We start from the raw sequence: 16,240 nt of genomic DNA, 5'->3' as shown, positions 1-16,240 counted from the left end.
CTGCTTGCGATCTGGGCTGCGGCCGTCGCGACAATCCTGCCGATGCACGTCTTCGGCCAGCGCGAGCACATCGCGACACTCACCTTCCTGCCCGCGCTTGCCGTGTATGCGTTGCGCAGCAATCGTGATCCGGTACCAGCCTGGGCCGTCATCATTGCTGGCGTCGGCGTCGGAATCACCCTCGCGTTCAAGCCGTTTTTCACGTTTCCGGCGGTCCTCTGCATCTTGGCGGGCGTCATTCGGTCGCACGATTGGCGTCTCGTATTTGCGCCCGAAAACTTCATTGCCGGCGCGATCGTGCTTGTTGTGAGTACCGGGACGTATCTGCTCTATCCCGAATATTTCACCCTCACCTACCCGCTGGTTCGCGACACCTACCTGTCTTGGTCGATGTCGCCGTCCGTCATCTTTCTGAATACGGCGACGCTTATCCTTACTGTTGCGCTCGCATTTGTCGCTGTGACAATGCACAGAGGCAGGTTGGACGGACTGTTACTCGTCGCAATTGTTGCGTCCGTCGGATTTGCGATCTCCTTTTACCTGCAGCGGCGCGGTTGGTCCTATCATTCGTATCCCATGGTCGCGCTTGCGATGCTCGCCGTGGGCTACACCGTGATGAGCAAGGCCGCTGCGGGCGCGCCGCTTCGTCTGTCACGCCCGGCAACGACGATCATTCTAACGGCATCCTTCGTCCTCGGCCTGCAATGGTTCAACACGCAGGTCCATATCGGTCCGGTGTTGGAGGCGGTCGCGCGGCTCAAGCCGCATCCGCGGTTGTTGGTCCTGAGCGGCGAGGCGGCGATCGGACATCCGCTGGTGCGCGACATCGGTGGTGTCTGGGTTTCACGGCAGGAAAATTTGTGGATTCGCGAGTTCGTGCGGCTGACGCGCGAAAGAACCTCGGTCGATGCGCCGACCGATGCCAGACTGAACGCGTATCTGGCGCTGGAGCGCAGCTGGCTGATCGAGGATTTCAAGAAGTTGCCGCCCGACCTCGTGCTGGTCGACAATCTACGGGACGGGTGGGGCGATTGGGTCCGCGCCGACGCCGAACTGACGCTGCTGCTCAGACCCTATCGGCTGGTAGGGTCGGTCGAAGGGATCGACATCCTGGAACGGGCAGAATGATTATTTCTGCGAGACGCCGATCGCGAACGTATAGGGCACGCGCGAGTAGTTGTCGCGAATGACCAGGTTCACCTGCGGAAAGGCGCTGCGAAGCAGGTGGTAGTAGCCATTGCAGTCGCGGATGAAGTTGCCGCGATCGTTGTCAAGGAGCCATTTCGCAATGCGCGACTGTCCTTCGCAATAGCAACCGTCGAGGGTGAAGAGAACGCCATCATCTGCGAGCACCTCGCGGATCGCGGCGAGCGTGGTTTTCAGTTCGTCATCGGAAATGTGGTGCAGGACCCCATTCATCATGACGACATCGGCGCCAGCGAACTCCTGTGCCGCGGCTGCGTCGAAGTGGCGGCAATGGAACGCGCCGAGATGTCCGAACGATCGCCGGGCATACGCGATGTAGGTCTCGTCGACATCGAATCCCGTGTAGTCGATACCTTCGGGCAGATGGCGGAGAATATGGCCGGGTCCGCATCCGATATCGATGATTCGCATACCCGGGCGCAGGGTCAAATAGTCCCTGATCGCCTTGATCCGCGCACCGAAGAACCCGCCGGCGTTCTGGTAGGCCTGATACAGGACCGGATGCTTCAGCATCGCCTTCACGAGGATGCCTCCTCGTAACGGCGCAGCTCGGGTCCCGATTGCGCCAGCAATGTCTTGAGCTGCGTCTTCTCCGTGTCGTCTCGCGAATCGGCCGACAGTTGCGGCAGGCGGCCGCGCCGGTGAATCTGCGAGATCAGAAACAACGGTCTATTCTTTGATTGGATGTAGATCCGGCCGACATATTCACCAATCAGGCCAAGCACGAGAAGCTGAACCGAGGAGATCATCACCACCAGCAGCGTCAAGCTGGTCCAGCCGGGAACGGTGCCGGAGAAAATCCAGCTGATCACCGCAGCAATGCCGACGAAGGTGAGCCCGGTGGTCAGCAGCGCACCTACGTAGGTCGCGATCCGCAACGGCACCATCGAGAAGCTGATCAGAGCATCGGCGGCAAAGCTGATCATCTTCAACAGCGGGTATTTGGTGCTGCCGGCGAACCGCGGTTTGCGGTCGTATTCGTAGGCGACCTGCTTGTAACCGAGCCAGGCCACCATCCCGCGGATGAAGCGATCGTGCTCCGGCATCTGGACCAGCTGGTCCGAGATGCGACGGCTCATCAACCGGAAATCTCCGGTGTCGACGGGAATATGGACCCGCGTGATCCTGGCGAGCAGACGGTAGAAGGTCTCGGCCGACCACTTCTTGAAGCGGGTCTCACCGGCGCGGCTTCGTCGCAGACCATAGACGACATCGGCGCCTTCCTGCACCATCATCTCATACATCGGCGTCAGCAGTTCCGGAGGATCCTGCAGATCGGCGTCGATCACCAGCACCAGATCGCCGCGCACGGTGGAAAGTCCGGCGGTGAGCGCCAATTGATGGCCATGGTTTCGCGCCAATCGGACCGCGACGACGTTGCGGTCCTCTGCGAGCAACTCGTTGATGAGCTTCCAGGTGCCGTCGGTCGAGCCGTCATCGACCAGAATCAGCTCGAACTTCTGGCCGCACAGCGCGCGTGCGGCAGCCGTCGTCCGACGGTGAAATTCGCGCAGGCTCTCTTCTTCGTTGTAGCAGGGCACAACGATCGAGACGAACATCTTTCCCGGGCGCGGCATCTCGTCCAGCTGTTCTGTCAAATCGGAGGCCTCATGCGACCGCGATGGGGTTATGGCGCGATATCCGGATAGTCGACGACGGCTGGTTAATTGTTCGCCAATTTCCAGGCCGGCCGGGCATGATTCGGGTGGCTCCTCGGGAGCAGCCGGCGGGGGCGCCCGCGCCAATGCAGACCTCCGGTTAAATATTGCGGGCTATCTAGAGGGGAAGATTTGAGCGCCGGCTTGCCCTCGCCGGGCGCCGTTTCAGAAACTGGACCGCGGACGATGGATAAGGCTGAATTTGACCGCTTCGCCGATGCCTACGACGAACAGCACCGTGCGAATATCGCGGTGTCCGGAGAAGGCCCGGAGTATTTCGCGGAATACAAGATCAAGTGCCTCAGGCAGATCGTCGATCGCAATCAGCTCAAGGTGTCGCAGATCTGCGATTTCGGATCGGGAATTGGCAATTCAATTCCCTTCTTTCTGCGGTTCTTTCCGGAAGCGGCATTGACCTCGTCCGATGTATCGGAACGGAGTCTCGCGCTCGGAAAGCAGCGTCATCCCGGCGCCGGCGAGAGCATGCTGATCGAGGAGGACCGCATTCCGTGCGAATCCGGTAGATTCGACGTGGTGTTTTCCGCATGCGTGTTCCACCATATCCCCCATGATGAGCACGTCGCGTGGCTGCGGGAGCTGCATCGGATCACGCGGCAGGGCGGCTTGATCGCCGTGTTCGAGCACAATCCGCTAAATCCGCTCACGGTTCATGCCGTGAACACCTGCCCGTTCGATGAGAACGCAAGGCTAGTGTTCCCGCGCGATCTGACGAGGCGCCTGCGCGCCTCGGGCTGGAGTTCGCCGCAAGTTCAGTACAGCCTATTTTTCCCGCGCGCGCTTGCCTGGCTGCGGCCCATTGAAGGGATGCTTGCCTGGCTTCCGTTCGGGGCACAGTACGTCGCGCTGGCGCGCAAATCCTAGGGGTCTCGATGTCAGGGCAGGGTCCGCCCAGCCCTGCCAACGGAAGCCCCCCGGCTCCGCTGGGGATACTTACCCTTTGGGCTGGATACCGTCGCGCACGGCCCGGAAGCGCGGGAAGGCGACGGGCCATTGGTCGCGCGGGGCGCTGCCGATCACGCGCAACGTGTTGGGGCCGCCGAAGCGCAGCCACTGCACCACCGTGACGGCGGTGTTGTCCTTGCCGCTGGTCGCGTCGATCCGTGTCTCATAGGCCGGCAGGCCATCGATGCGGATCGGCTCAGACATGGTGATGCGCGCATCACGCACGCCGGGGATTGTCGTTGCGGCCTGCTGCGCGAAGCGGGCGCGATCGCCGGGTTCGTTGGGGGCTGCGGCAATCAGGCTGACGACCATGAAGGGAGCGGCCTCGAAGCCCTTGGCCTCGTCGCCGTCGGCAAGGATCAGCGCGGCGCCAGGTGCCAGGGTGCGGATCGTCTTGAAGCTGGCCAGATCGGTGACCTTGAACGGCATCAGCGAGAGCTGCTCGTCGACCGGAACTTCCTTGCGGACCGCCGCGGAGGCAAACATCTGGCGAACCGCATCATCGGTGTAGATCTTGCTTGCTGTCTCGGGAATCTGCACGGCGACGTAGCCTGAGAAGGTGCCGCCGGCGAGAATCATGGAATAGCGGCGCACCGGCGTTGCGCCGTCCTTGCCGTTCTCGACGGTGTAGTAGCCGGTGCCGGCTGTCGTCTCGACGCTTTCCGGCTTGATGCCGCCGGTGCCGCCGGGATTGGCGGTGAAGGCGTTCTTCACCTCGCCATAGGCATCGCCTGGCAGCTCCGTCAGCAGCACCTTGACGCTGTGATCCTCAGTCTCGAAGCCGGGAAAGGATTTGGCCAAGGAGAGCCCGACCAGTGGCGCCAGCCCGACCCGAACGCCGGGTGGAAAAACCGCATCCGCCGCGAGGACCGGTCGCAGCAGGGTCGCAAACAGCACGGCCGCAGTGAGGAATCGGAAGAACGCCATGAATCATCTGCCTCGTTACCGTATACCGTCGGACATCCGGCTGTCGTCGGGCCCCGCCGGACCGCGACGCTTTTAACGGGTTTGCGGGAGGGGCGACAGGCTTTTGCCTGGGATTTGAAGTTCCTCGACTGATGGTGTTCGGCGTTGGGAATTTCCTAACCACGGCGGTCGATGCCCCTCCGGCCTGACGGGGCCAGGTTCGGATCGGTGCGCGCTCGCTTCATGGTCCGCAAAAGCTTCGGTTTTTCGATTGCGGAGACGGTGGTTCAGTCCTTGCGGGCCGGTCCCCCCCTCCTATATGAGGCTCATCGTCGCAATATCGCGAGCATTTGATCTGAGGGGGTTTTGGATGGGGGCGCCGTCAGGGCCCCTCCCAACCTGCCGCAAAAAGAAGGACATGAGACCATGGGAAAGGTCATCGGGATCGATCTCGGCACCACCAATTCGTGCGTGGCCGTCATGGACGGCAAGACGTCGAAAGTCATCGAGAACGCAGAGGGCATGCGCACGACGCCTTCGATCGTCGCATTCAGCGATGATGGCGAGCGCCTGGTCGGCCAGCCTGCCAAGCGTCAGGCCGTGACCAACCCCGAGCGCACCTTCTTCGCCGTGAAGCGCCTGATCGGCCGCCGCTACGACGACCCGATGGTCGAGAAGGACAAGAAGCTCGTTCCCTATAAGATCGTCAAAGCCGGCAACGGCGACGCCTGGGTCGAGGCCGACGGCAAGACCTATTCGCCCTCGCAGATTTCGGCCTTCATCCTGCAGAAGATGAAGGAGACCGCGGAGGCCCATCTCGGCCAGAAGGTCGATCAGGCCGTCATCACCGTTCCCGCATACTTCAACGACGCCCAGCGCCAGGCGACCAAGGATGCCGGCAAGATCGCGGGCCTCGAAGTGCTGCGCATCATCAACGAGCCGACCGCAGCGGCGCTCGCTTATGGCCTCGACAAGACCAAGACCGGCACCATCGCCGTGTACGATCTCGGCGGCGGCACCTTCGACGTCTCGATCCTGGAGATCGGCGACGGCGTGTTCGAGGTGAAGTCGACCAATGGCGACACCTTCCTCGGCGGCGAAGATTTCGACATGCGGCTGGTCAACTATCTGGCCGACGAATTCCAGAAGGAGCAGGGCATCAACCTGCGTAACGACAAGCTCGCGCTGCAGCGCCTGAAGGAGGCTGCTGAGAAGGCCAAGATCGAGCTGTCGTCGACCACGCAGACCGAGATCAACTTGCCCTTCATCACGGCCGATCAGTCCGGCCCGAAGCACCTGACGATGAAGCTGACCCGCGCCAAGTTCGAGGCGTTGGTCGCCGACCTCATCGAGAAGACGGTCGAGCCGTGCCGCAAGGCGCTGAAGGATGCCGGCCTCACCGCCGGCGAGATCGGTGAAGTGGTTCTGGTCGGCGGCATGACCCGCATGCCGAAGATCCAGGAAATGGTGAAGCAGTTCTTCGGCAAGGAGCCGCACAAGGGCGTCAACCCCGACGAGGTGGTGGCGATCGGCGCGGCGATTCAGGCCGGCGTGCTGCAGGGCGACGTCAAGGACGTGCTGCTGCTCGACGTGACCCCGCTGTCGCTGGGCATCGAAACCCTGGGCGGTGTGTTCACCCGCATCATCGACCGCAACACCACGATTCCGACCAAGAAGAGCCAGGTGTTCTCGACCGCCGAGGATAACCAGAACGCGGTCACCATCCGGGTCTTCCAGGGTGAGCGCGAGATGGCGGCCGACAACAAGCTGCTTGGCCAGTTCGACCTGATGGGCATTCCGCCGGCCCCGCGCGGCATGCCGCAGATCGAGGTCACGTTCGACATCGACGCCAACGGCATCGTCAACGTGTCGGCCAAGGACAAGGCGACTGCCAAGGAGCAGCAGATCCGGATCCAGGCCTCCGGCGGTCTGTCGGAAGCCGACATCGACAAGATGGTCAAGGACGCCGAGGCCAATGCCGCCGCGGACAAGAAGCGCCGCGAGGCCGTCGACGCCAAGAACCATGCGGATGCGCTGGTGCATTCTACCGAGAAGGCGCTGGCTGAGCACGGTTCGAAGGTTGCCGAGAGCGAGCGTCGCGCCATCGAGGATGCCGTCAGCGATCTGAAGGAAGCGCTGAAGGGCGACGATGCCGAGGCGATCAAGGCCAAGACCAACACGCTGGCCCAGGCTTCCATGAAGCTCGGTGAGGCAATGTACAAGCAGCAGGCCGAGAGCGACGCGGCCCGCGACGCAGCCAAGGACGATGTCGTCGACGCGGAATTCACCGAGGTCGACGACGACAAGAAGAAATCTGCGTAAAGCCAGGCAGAGGCGATGCCATGACCCCCATGCCAAAGAGCGCGCAGTCCGCGTCTCGTTGGATGGGGGTCATTTTCATTGAACCGGGGGCTGCGCTTTGCGACAGCGCTTCGGCCTGAGGAAGTTTCGGGCGGGTTTGATTGATGTCCACCAAGCGCTGCTACTACGAAACGCTGGAAGTTGATCGCGATGCCGATGAGGGCAAGCTCAAGGCTGCCTTCCGCAAGCTCGCCATGAAATGGCATCCGGACAAGAACCCGGGCGATGCCACCAGCGAGGTGAAATTCAAGGAGATCAACGAGGCCTACGAGGTTTTGCGCGATGCCGAGAAGCGCGCGGCCTATGATCGCTACGGCCACGCCGCTTTCGAGCAGGGCGGAATGGGCGGACCCCACGGCTTCGGCGCCGGCTTCGCCTCGTCCTTCTCCGACATTTTCGAAGATCTGTTCGGCATGGCCGGACAGCGCCGCGGCACCGGCCGCGAGCGTGGTGCCGATCTCCGCTACAACATGGAGATCACGCTGGAAGAGGCGTTCCAGGGCAAGACCGCGCAGATCGAAATTCCGGTGTCGGTGACCTGCGAATCCTGCTCTGGAACCGGCGCCAAGGCCGGCACCAAGCCGAAAACCTGCGGCATGTGCGGCGGCGCGGGCCGGGTCCGCCAAGCCCAAGGCTTCTTTACGCTGGAGCGGACCTGTCCGGGCTGCCAGGGCCGCGGTCAGATGATCGAGGACCCCTGCCCATCATGCTCGGGCTCCGGGCGCGTCACGCGCGACCGCACGCTGTCGGTCAATATTCCGCAAGGCGTCGAGGACGGCACGCGGATCAGGCTCGCGGGCGAGGGCGAAGCCGGCGTCCGGGGCGGACCGCCGGGCGATCTCTACATCTTCCTGTCGCTCACGCCGCATGAGTTTTTCCAGCGCGACGGCGCCGATCTGCATTGCCGCGTGCCGATCTCGATGATCACCGCGGCGCTCGGCGGCGAGTTCGAGGTGCCGACCATCGAAAAGGGCAAGACCAAGGTCAAGATCCCGGCCGGGACCCAATCGGGCCGCCGATTTCGCATCGCAGCGAAGGGCATGCCGGTGCTGCGCTCGCGCCAGACCGGCGACATGTATGTCCAGGTCGTGGTCGAGACGCCACAGAACCTCACCAAGAAGCAGCAGGAACTCTTGCTCGAGTTCGAGAAACTGTCGTCCGGCGAAACCCACCCCGAGGCGGCCGGCTTCTTCGCCAAGGTGAAGGATTTCTTCGGCACGCGTGCCACTTGAGCGATGGTGGCCCCAAGCCGCAGCTGTAGGCGTGTGATGCGAGTGCATTGCAACGACGGTCGCCATCGACAATTTTGCGCTGTGGTCGTGGAGCCACGACGCCTAGCCGAGCGTTACGGTTCGGCTTGACCACCTCGCCTTCGATCTATACGTCTTTGTGACTCTTTTCTGACATCGCCGTGAAGAAGCGGTCCCGTCTGGTACTGAGATGCCTCTCCCATCGTCCGTGCGTGCGTCGAAAAAGCCTCTTCGTTTGGACGACGAGGTCCGGTTTCTCCGCTCCTGGATCGAAAAGCCGCTTCATATGGGCGCAGTGATGCCGTCGGGCCGCTTTCTGGCGCGCACGATGGCTCAGTACGTCGATCCCCATGCGTCAGGACCTGTGGTCGAGCTGGGCCCCGGCACAGGGGCAATCACCAATGCACTGGTGGAGCACGGCGTCGACCAGAAGCGTCTGGTGCTGGTGGAATACAATCCCGGATTCTGCGCCCTGCTGCGTGACCGCTATCCGCAGGCGCGGGTGGTTCAGGGCGACGCCTATACGCTGCGTGACACGCTCTGGAACGTCCTCGCGGCGCCGGCGTCGGCGATCGTCTCCGGCCTGCCGCTGGTGACCAAGCCGATGCTCACCCGGCTCAGGCTGATTCGCGACGCCTTTGCGGCCTTGGGACCGGGATCGCCATTCGTTCAGTTCACTTATTCGGTGGTGCCCCCGATCCCGAAATCATTGCCGGGCGTGACCACCGAAGCCTCGGAGCGGATCTGGATGAACCTTCCGCCGGCCCGCGTCTGGGTGTATCGCAAGGCCTGATGGCCGCGCTGAAAATCCTCATCATCCCCGGTTCGGCGCGAGCAGGCTCGCGCAACGTCAAGCTCGCCGCCGCGGCCGCCCACCGGTTCGCGCAAGCGGACGTCGATGTGACCCGGATTTCGCTCGGCGATTTTCCGCTGCCGATCTACGACGCGGACCTGCAGCAGGCGTCGGGAATCCCTAAGAATGCGCTGAATCTCAAGCGCATGATCAGCACGCATCAGGGCGTCCTGCTTGTCACTCCCGAATACAACGCGTCGATCCCGCCGCTGTTGAAGAACGCCATCGACTGGGTCAGTCGGATCCAGGAGCCGCAGGAGCGCCGCGGCGAGGTGTTTCGGACCCGGCCGTTTGCCATCGCCGCGGCATCCGAAGGCCGGCTCGGCGGCAGCCGGGCACTGGCCGCGCTGCGGCTGGTGCTGACGGCCTGTCATGCCACCGTGATCCCCAACCAGCTTGCACTGTCGTTCGCCGATCAGGCCTATGACGAGACCGACCGCCTGAAGCAGCCACAAGATATCGACGCGCTCGATGCCCTGGTCCGGCAATTGATCGCGTTTGCACAGCAGATGAAGTGAGATGACATGGAAAGCCAGATTGCGCCGCGCGACCGGCTGATCGTCGCGCTCGACCTGCCAGGGATAGGCGAGGCGGAAGCGATGATCGACCGCCTTGGTGACAGCGTGAGCTTCTACAAGATCGGCTACCAGCTCGCTTTTGCCGGCGGGCTGGCGCTGGTGCCGCAGCTCGCTGCCGGCGGCAAGAAAGTGTTTGTGGACCTGAAGCTGCACGATATCGGCAATACGGTTGCGCGCGGGGTCGAAAGTATCGCCAAGTCGGGCGCAACCTTTCTCACCGTGCACGCTTATCCGCAAACCATGATGGCGGCTGTCGAAGGTCGTATGGGATCGGCTTTGCGGATTCTCGCCGTGACGGTCCTGACCTCCTACGACGAGGCCGATCTCGTCGCGGCCGGCTACCGGCTCGGCGTCTCCGAACTGGTGGAGATGCGCGCCCGCCAGGCGCAGTCGCTCGGTGTCGATGGTCTGGTCTGCTCCGCTGAGGAAGCGGCTGCTCTGCGCAAGGTAGTGGGCCATCAACTCGCGCTGGTTACGCCGGGTATCCGGCCCGCCGGTGCGGCGACGGGCGATCAGAAGCGGGTCATGACGCCGGCGCGTGCGATCGCGGCCGGCAGCGACTATCTCGTGGTCGGCCGGCCCGTCGTCGGCGCCTCCGATCCAAAAGCGGCCGCCGAGGCCATTCACGCCGAGATCGCCCAGGCGCTCGGTCAATAAACAAAAGGAGAAGCGAGATGGCGAAAGCCTATTGGATCGCCCGCATCGACGTGCACAACATGGACGGCTACAAGGAGTACGTCGCCCAGAACGGCGCGGTGTTCCACAAATACGGCGCCAGGTTTCTGGTCCGGGGCGGACAGTACGAAACCAGAGAAGGCTCCTCGCGTTCACGCAATGTCGTGCTGGAGTTCAAGGACTACGAGACCGCGCTGGCCTGCTACAATTCGCCTGAATACCAGCGCCTGGTCGCGATCCGCGCCCCGCATTCCGAGGGCGATCTCGTCATCATCGAGGGTTATGACGGGCCGCAGCCCTGACCTGGTCCCTGATCGGGTTGCCGCCGCTGCCTGGCACGGGTTATAGCCATCAGCAGCGAGGAAAATAGCATGTCCAAGATGCGGTTGATTGTTGCTGGCGCTGGCGGCCGGATGGGCCGCGCGCTGGTGCGCGCGATTGCCGAGGCTGAGGGCGCGGTGCTGGCGGGCGCTTTGGAGGCGCCGGGTTCCGACTTGATCGGCAAGGATGCCGGCGTTCTTGCCGGCCTGCCCGCCAATGGAATCAAGGTGTCCGCCGATCTCTGGGCGTTGTCGGAACAGGCCGACGGCATTCTCGATTTCACGGTCCCCGCCGCCACCATCGCCAATGTAGCGATCGCGGCCGAGCGCGGCATCGTCCACGTCGTCGGCACCACCGGGCTCTCGGCTTCGGATGATGCCGTGATCAAGAGCGTCACCAAGCGCGCCATCGTCGTGCAGTCCGGCAATATGAGCCTCGGCATCAATCTGCTGGCTGCGTTGGTCAAGCGCGTGGCGCAGTCGCTCGACGACAGCTTCGATATCGAGATCCTCGAAATGCATCACAAGGCCAAGGTCGATGCACCGTCGGGCACCGCCTTGATGCTCGGCCGGGCCGCGGCTGCGGGCCGTAGGATCAACCTGGATCAGCGTTCCGCAAGGGGCCGCGACGGCTTCACCGGTGCCCGGCAGACCGGGGACATCGGCTTTGCCTCCCTGCGCGGCGGCACTGCGGCGGGGGACCACAGCGTGATCTTCGCAGGCCCATCCGAGCGGCTGGTGCTGTCGCATCACGCCGAGGATCGAATGATCTTTGCCCATGGTGCGCTGAAGGCGGCACTGTGGGCGCATGGCAAGCCGCCTGGCCATTATTCGATGGACGATGTGCTCGGCCTGAAAGATTTGTTCTAGTTTCAATGTCGACGGAAGTGAGCCAATGAGCGAACGTCTCCTGGTGCTGGTGCGCCACGGCCAGAGCGAGTGGAATCTGAAAAATCTCTTCACCGGCTGGAAGGATCCTGATCTCACCGAGCTCGGCGCCACCGAGGCCAAGGAGGCCGGACGGAAGCTGAAGGCGCAGGGTTTGACGTTCGACGTCGCCTTCACCTCGGTCCTGCAGCGCGCCCAGCACACGCTGGATCTGATCCTCACCGAGCTCGGTCAGGACGGTCTCAAGACATACAAAGATCAGGCGCTCAATGAGCGCGACTATGGCGATCTCTCCGGCCTCAACAAGGACGACGCCCGCAAGAAATGGGGCGAGGAGCAGGTGCACGTCTGGCGCCGCTCCTATGACGTGCCGCCGCCCGGCGGCGAGAGCCTGAAGGATACGCTGGCGCGCGCCCTGCCCTATTACGTCCAGGAGATCCTACCCGGCGTGCTGCGCGGCGAGCGCACGCTGGTCGCTGCGCACGGCAACTCGCTGCGCGCGCTGATCATGGTGCTGGAGAAGCTGTCGCCCGAAGGCATCCTGAAGCGCGAACTCGCGACCGGCGTGCCGATCATCTACCGCCTGAATGCGGACTCCACCGTCGCCTCCAAGCTCGATCTGGCGTCGTAAGCGGTCGCTCCGACGCTGCCACCCTCCGCCCCAGGGCAGGGTGGGCACCGCCATCGCCGCGCCAAGCCGCGCGCGACTACATATCTCCCACCTGCCCGGCTTCCCAGCCGAGCATGGCCTTCTTGCGGGTCAGGCCCCAGTGATAGCCGGTCAGTGCGCCGCTCTTGCCGAGCGCACGATGGCAGGGCACCACGAACGAAATCGGGTTCTTGCCGACCGCTGCGCCCACCGCACGTGACGCCTTCGGTGCCTGCAGCCTGTTGGCGATGTCGGAATAGCTGACCGCGCGCCCCATCGGGATCTTCAACAGCGTCTCCCAGACCCGGACCTCGAAGTCGGTACCGATCAGCACGACGCGCAGCGGCTGGTCCGAACACCAGAGCTTGGTGTCGAAGATGCGCTGTGCCAGCGTCGCGGTGCCTGCGGCGTCCTCGACATAGGTCGCGCGCGGCCAGCGGCTCTGCATGTCCGCGAGCGCCGAGGCCTCCTCGCCGGGATCGGCAAAGGCGAGCCCGGCGAGACCGCGATTGGTGGCCATCACCAGCGCCGTGCCGAACGGCGATGGATGAAAGCCGTAAGCCAGGGTCATGCCGGCGCCCCCGGTCTTCCATTCACCCGGCGACATGGCCTCATGCGTGACGAACAGGTCGTGCAGCCGGCCCGGGCCGGACAGGCCGGAATCGAGGGCGGCATCGAGCACGCTGGCCGAGCCCTTCAGCAGGCCTTTTGCATGGTCAAGCGTGAGGGCCTGCATGAATGCTTTCGGCGTGAGCCCGGCCCAGCGCCGGAACAGGTGGTGCAATTCGTCTGGCGTGACGCCGGCGGCATCGGCCATGTCCTCGATGGTCGGCTGTCGGCGCCAATGTTCGGAAATGAAGGCGATCGCCCGGCGCACCGAGTCATAGTCGCGCAGCGCGGCGGACTGTTGGGGGCCTGGCCTGACCAGGCTCTGATCATGAACGGCAAGGGTCATCATGGTCTGGATGTAGGGCGGCGAGGGCCGTTACTCCACCCGATTTCTGACTTATAGCCTAGATCGGATTGAGCACCGGGCCGCGCCGCGCGGCCAGGAGGGCTGCTGTCAAGGCTTTGGCAAAGCTCGCTTTTTCGTCGGGACCCAGAAAGCTTCCGATCGCCACCCGCTCGCCGCGTGAGACCAGATACAGGTACTCGACGCCGAATTCCTCATGGGTGATCTGGTCGAGCCTCACCCAGAGCGGATTGAAGATCCATTCCATCACATGGCCGCGGTGGCTGACCCGCCGCAGCCGCAATTCGGACGGGGTCACGGACACCTGCTCATAGGCGCGGGCGCGCCGGAAGTTGACCTTGAAGGCCCAATAGATCGCGAGTGCGTCGAGGCCAAAGAAACCCAGGATCGGCCAGGCGCCCATCAGCCAGGAGGCGATGCCGCCGACGAAGCTGACGCCGCTGACCACCACCATCAGGACGATGAAGCCGGTCTGGTTCAGCGAGCGGTGCGGGGTGAGCAGCGCCGAGAACAGCTCGGCGTCGGTTGGCTCCGGGACCTGCTGTTCGGGCGCAAAAGCATTGCCTGCGGTCATGGCGGATCAGTATACCCGGATCATGGCTAAAATCACCCGCCCCCAACGCGCCACCAAGGCCGCGGTTCGATCCGCGCCCGAGAAGACCGTCAAGAAGGCGGCGAAGAACGCCGCCAGGACGGCTCCCAAAACGGCTCCGAAGGTGGCTGCCAAGACGGCTCCGAAGTCGGCTCACAGGGCCGTCGTTCTCAAGCCGGTCGCCAAGAAGGTCGTCAAGACGCCGAAGACGGCGGCTCGGCCGGCCAAGGCGGCCCTGAACGCGGCGCTCAAGCCGGCCCTGAAGGCAGCCAAACCCTGGACTCCGGCGGAAATCCGCGACGCCTTCAGCCGCTTCGCCAAGGCCAATCCGGAGCCGAAGGGCGAGTTGGAGCATCTCAATCCCTTCACCCTGCTGGTCGCCGTGGTGCTCTCGGCGCAGGCCACCGATGCCGGCGTCAACAAGGCCACCCGGCCGCTGTTTACCGTTGCCGACACGCCGCAGAAGATGATCGCGCTCGGCGAGGACCGCTTGCGCGACTATATCAAGACCGTCGGGCTTTATCGCACCAAGGCCAAGAACGTCATCGCGCTGTCCGAGAAACTGATCAGAGATTTCGGCGGCGAGGTGCCGCGCACGCGCGCCGAGATCGAGTCGCTGCCCGGAGCCGGGCGCAAGACCGCGAATGTCGTGCTCAACATGGCCTTCGGCGAACGCACGATGGCCGTCGATACCCACGTGTTTCGCGTCGCCAATCGCACCGGGCTCGCGCCGGGCAAAACGCCCCTTGAGGTTGAACTCGGTTTGGAAAAAGTGATCCCGGCCGAGTTCATGCTTCATGCCCATCACTGGCTGATCCTGCATGGCCGCTACACCTGTCTGGCGCGCAAGCCCCGCTGCGAGCTCTGCCTGATCAACGATCTCTGCCGCTGGCCGGAGAAGACCGTCTGAGCTGATCACGGAGCATGTTAGCTAGGGACTTCAAATCAACGGCATTGGACGCGGTCTGACCACGTGCGGGCCACATCGCCGCCCCCATTCGAAACTGAAATGCAATAGCCGGTTGACCGGTTGGAGTGAGTGGCATGTGACGTTCCTGGTGCCGCCGCTGGCTTGATGCTCCGTCGGAGTGGAGGAAGGACCCGTCGCATGAACAACGCCGCTGCACTCGTATCGCTTGCGACTGCGGTCCCACCGCATCAATTCCACCAGCACGAGGTGATGGAGGCCGCACGCGAGATCCTCGCGCCGCGCTTTCCGCAGTTCGATACACTCGCGACGCTGTTCTCCAACACCGGGATTCGCCATCGCTACGGCGTCATGCCGTTCGAATGGTACATGGAACGGCGCGGATGGCCGGAGCGCACGCAAGCCTATCTCGACGGCGCCGAAGCGCTGTTTGTCGACGCCGCGCGCAAGGCGCTGGCGGAAGCCGATCTTGCCGCATCCGACATCGATACCATCGTGACCGTGAGCTCGACCGGGATCGCGACGCCAACGCTTGAAGCACGCGTGGCGACGCAGATGGGATTCCGCGCGGACGTGTCCCGCGTGCCGGTGTTCGGGCTTGGCTGTGCCGGCGGCGTGTCGGGCCTGTCGATTGCATCAAGGCTGGCCCAGGCGCGGCCGGGCACTAACGTTCTGTTCGTGACGTTCGAGCTCTGTACGCTCGCGGTCCGCCACGACGAGTTGACCAAGGCCAACATCGTCGCGCTCAGCCTGTTTGGCGACGGTGCCGCCGCAGCTATCTTGCGCGCCGGTGATGGCGGCGCGACGCAGGTGGAGGCGATGGGCGAGAAGCTGTGGCCGGACACGCTCGACATCATGGGCTGGCGTGTCGATCCCGAAGGCTTCGGCGTGATCTTCCAGCGCACGATTCCCGATTTCGTCACCGAGAACATGGGACCGGCCGTCACCGAGATCCTCGAACGTATGCGGCTTTCGCCGGCCAATGTCGATCGCTTCGTCTGCCATCCCGGCGGATCGAAGGTGATCACCGCGCTGGAACGGGCGCTGTCGCTCGACCAGGGCACACTCGATCATGAGCGCGACATCATCGCCGACTATGGCAACATGTCAGCGCCCACGGTCCTGTTTGTGCTGGAGCGCGCCCGCGCGCGCGGCCTGCCGCAACGCTCGGTGCTGACCGCACTCGGACCCGGCTTCACCGCCAGTTGCATCTCGTTACGGCACGCAGCATGACGATCGCTTCCTTCATCCTTGCGCTTGTCACGATGCAGCGGCTGGGCGAGCTGGTGCTCGCCCAGCACAATACGCGCCGACTGCGCGCACTTGGCGCGGTCGAAGTCGGTGCCAGCCATTATCCGGTGCTGGTTTCGATGCATGCAGCCTGGCTGATCGCGTTGTGGATCTGGGGCCATGCCCAGCCGGTCGACCCGTTTCTCCTGG

Annotated in this window: 17 protein-coding genes and 1 pseudogene; 13 read left to right on the top strand and 5 right to left on the bottom strand. The window is 63.7% G+C overall.

What is annotated here, in order from left to right; all coding sequences use genetic code 11:
- The coding region (locus tag BRAS3843_RS10765) for a hypothetical protein (RefSeq protein WP_035981380.1) at positions 1-1,128 on the top strand (1,128 nt) is incomplete at its 5' end.
- On the opposite strand, the gene BRAS3843_RS10760 is transcribed toward BRAS3843_RS10765, so the two are convergent.
- Together BRAS3843_RS10760 and BRAS3843_RS10755 are read right to left on the bottom strand one after the other, a co-directional pair.
- Complete coding sequence (locus tag BRAS3843_RS10760; RefSeq protein ID WP_244425247.1) at positions 1,129-1,719, bottom strand: class I SAM-dependent methyltransferase; 591 nt, start codon at positions 1,717-1,719, stop codon at positions 1,129-1,131.
- A 5-nt stretch (positions 1,720-1,724) separates the two neighbouring features.
- Positions 1,725-2,804, bottom strand: a complete 1,080-nt coding sequence (locus BRAS3843_RS10755) for a glycosyltransferase family 2 protein (RefSeq protein WP_244425245.1) — start codon at positions 2,802-2,804, stop codon at positions 1,725-1,727.
- Between the two features lie 246 nt (positions 2,805-3,050).
- Between BRAS3843_RS10755 and BRAS3843_RS10750 the strand changes: the two genes are divergently transcribed.
- Positions 3,051-3,746: a class I SAM-dependent methyltransferase gene (locus BRAS3843_RS10750; RefSeq protein ID WP_008968889.1), complete on the top strand. Its 696-nt coding sequence runs from the start codon at positions 3,051-3,053 to the stop codon at positions 3,744-3,746.
- A 69-nt stretch (positions 3,747-3,815) separates the two neighbouring features.
- Here the strand turns inward: BRAS3843_RS10750 and BRAS3843_RS10745 are convergent, their stop codons facing one another.
- Complete coding sequence (locus BRAS3843_RS10745) at positions 3,816-4,754, bottom strand: hypothetical protein (protein WP_008968888.1); 939 nt, start codon at positions 4,752-4,754, stop codon at positions 3,816-3,818.
- 405 nt (positions 4,755-5,159) lie between these two features.
- Here BRAS3843_RS10745 and dnaK point away from each other — a divergent pair, with 405 nt between their 5' ends.
- The 8 genes from dnaK to BRAS3843_RS10705 all read left to right on the top strand — a co-directional run bounded on the left by dnaK (position 5,160) and on the right by BRAS3843_RS10705 (position 12,289).
- A complete protein-coding gene (gene dnaK, locus BRAS3843_RS10740) occupies positions 5,160-7,055 on the top strand; it encodes a molecular chaperone DnaK (protein WP_008968887.1) in 1,896 nt (631 codons plus the stop codon).
- Between the two features lie 143 nt (positions 7,056-7,198).
- Complete coding sequence (gene dnaJ / locus BRAS3843_RS10735; RefSeq protein ID WP_008968886.1) at positions 7,199-8,326, top strand: molecular chaperone DnaJ; 1,128 nt, start codon at positions 7,199-7,201, stop codon at positions 8,324-8,326.
- Between the two features lie 208 nt (positions 8,327-8,534).
- The gene (locus BRAS3843_RS10730; protein WP_035981378.1) at positions 8,535-9,137 is read left to right on the top strand and encodes an rRNA adenine N-6-methyltransferase family protein; all 603 of its coding nucleotides are present in this window, start codon (positions 8,535-8,537) and stop codon (positions 9,135-9,137) included.
- A complete protein-coding gene (locus tag BRAS3843_RS10725; RefSeq protein WP_008968883.1) occupies positions 9,137-9,715 on the top strand; it encodes an NAD(P)H-dependent oxidoreductase in 579 nt (192 codons plus the stop codon). Before BRAS3843_RS10730 ends, BRAS3843_RS10725 begins: the two co-directional genes overlap by 1 nt.
- Positions 9,716-9,721: 6 nt before the next feature.
- Positions 9,722-10,432, top strand: a complete 711-nt coding sequence (pyrF, locus tag BRAS3843_RS10720) for an orotidine-5'-phosphate decarboxylase (RefSeq protein ID WP_008968882.1) — start codon at positions 9,722-9,724, stop codon at positions 10,430-10,432.
- Positions 10,433-10,449: 17 nt separating this feature from the next.
- Positions 10,450-10,752, top strand: a complete 303-nt coding sequence (locus BRAS3843_RS10715) for a DUF1330 domain-containing protein (protein WP_008968881.1) — start codon at positions 10,450-10,452, stop codon at positions 10,750-10,752.
- 69 nt (positions 10,753-10,821) lie between these two features.
- A complete protein-coding gene (dapB, locus tag BRAS3843_RS10710; RefSeq protein ID WP_008968880.1) occupies positions 10,822-11,640 on the top strand; it encodes a 4-hydroxy-tetrahydrodipicolinate reductase in 819 nt (272 codons plus the stop codon).
- A gap of 25 nt (positions 11,641-11,665) precedes the next feature.
- Entirely contained in the window at positions 11,666-12,289 is a 624-nt protein-coding gene (locus BRAS3843_RS10705) for a 2,3-bisphosphoglycerate-dependent phosphoglycerate mutase (RefSeq protein ID WP_008968879.1), read from the top strand.
- Positions 12,290-12,365: 76 nt separating this feature from the next.
- Here the strand turns inward: BRAS3843_RS10705 and BRAS3843_RS10700 are convergent, their stop codons facing one another.
- Together BRAS3843_RS10700 and BRAS3843_RS10695 are read right to left on the bottom strand one after the other, a co-directional pair.
- On the bottom strand, positions 12,366-13,265 hold the full coding sequence (locus BRAS3843_RS10700; protein WP_035981376.1) for a bifunctional helix-turn-helix domain-containing protein/methylated-DNA--[protein]-cysteine S-methyltransferase: 900 nt from the start codon (positions 13,263-13,265) through the stop codon (positions 12,366-12,368).
- A 55-nt stretch (positions 13,266-13,320) separates the two neighbouring features.
- Positions 13,321-13,854 carry a DUF2244 domain-containing protein gene (locus BRAS3843_RS10695; RefSeq protein WP_008968877.1) on the bottom strand — a complete coding sequence of 178 codons (534 nt, stop codon included), beginning with the start codon at positions 13,852-13,854 and terminating at the stop codon, positions 13,321-13,323.
- 22 nt (positions 13,855-13,876) lie between these two features.
- On the opposite strand from BRAS3843_RS10695, the gene nth reads away from it, so the two are divergent.
- From nth to BRAS3843_RS10680, 3 genes and pseudogenes are all read left to right on the top strand, one after another.
- Entirely contained in the window at positions 13,877-14,782 is a 906-nt protein-coding gene (gene nth, locus BRAS3843_RS10690) for an endonuclease III (RefSeq protein ID WP_008968876.1), read from the top strand.
- Positions 14,783-14,980: 198 nt separating this feature from the next.
- Positions 14,981-16,033: a type III polyketide synthase gene (locus BRAS3843_RS10685; RefSeq protein ID WP_008968875.1), complete on the top strand. Its 1,053-nt coding sequence runs from the start codon at positions 14,981-14,983 to the stop codon at positions 16,031-16,033.
- Positions 16,030-16,240, top strand: a pseudogene (locus tag BRAS3843_RS10680) (hypothetical protein); the annotation flags it as partial. The gene BRAS3843_RS10685 and the pseudogene BRAS3843_RS10680, both read left to right, overlap by 4 nt.

Origin of the sequence: Bradyrhizobium sp. STM 3843 (assembly GCF_000239815.1) — a bacterium.
In the GTDB taxonomy this organism is placed as follows: Bacteria; Pseudomonadota; Alphaproteobacteria; order Rhizobiales; family Xanthobacteraceae; genus Bradyrhizobium.
This window is presented reverse-complemented; position numbering and strand designations above follow the sequence as displayed.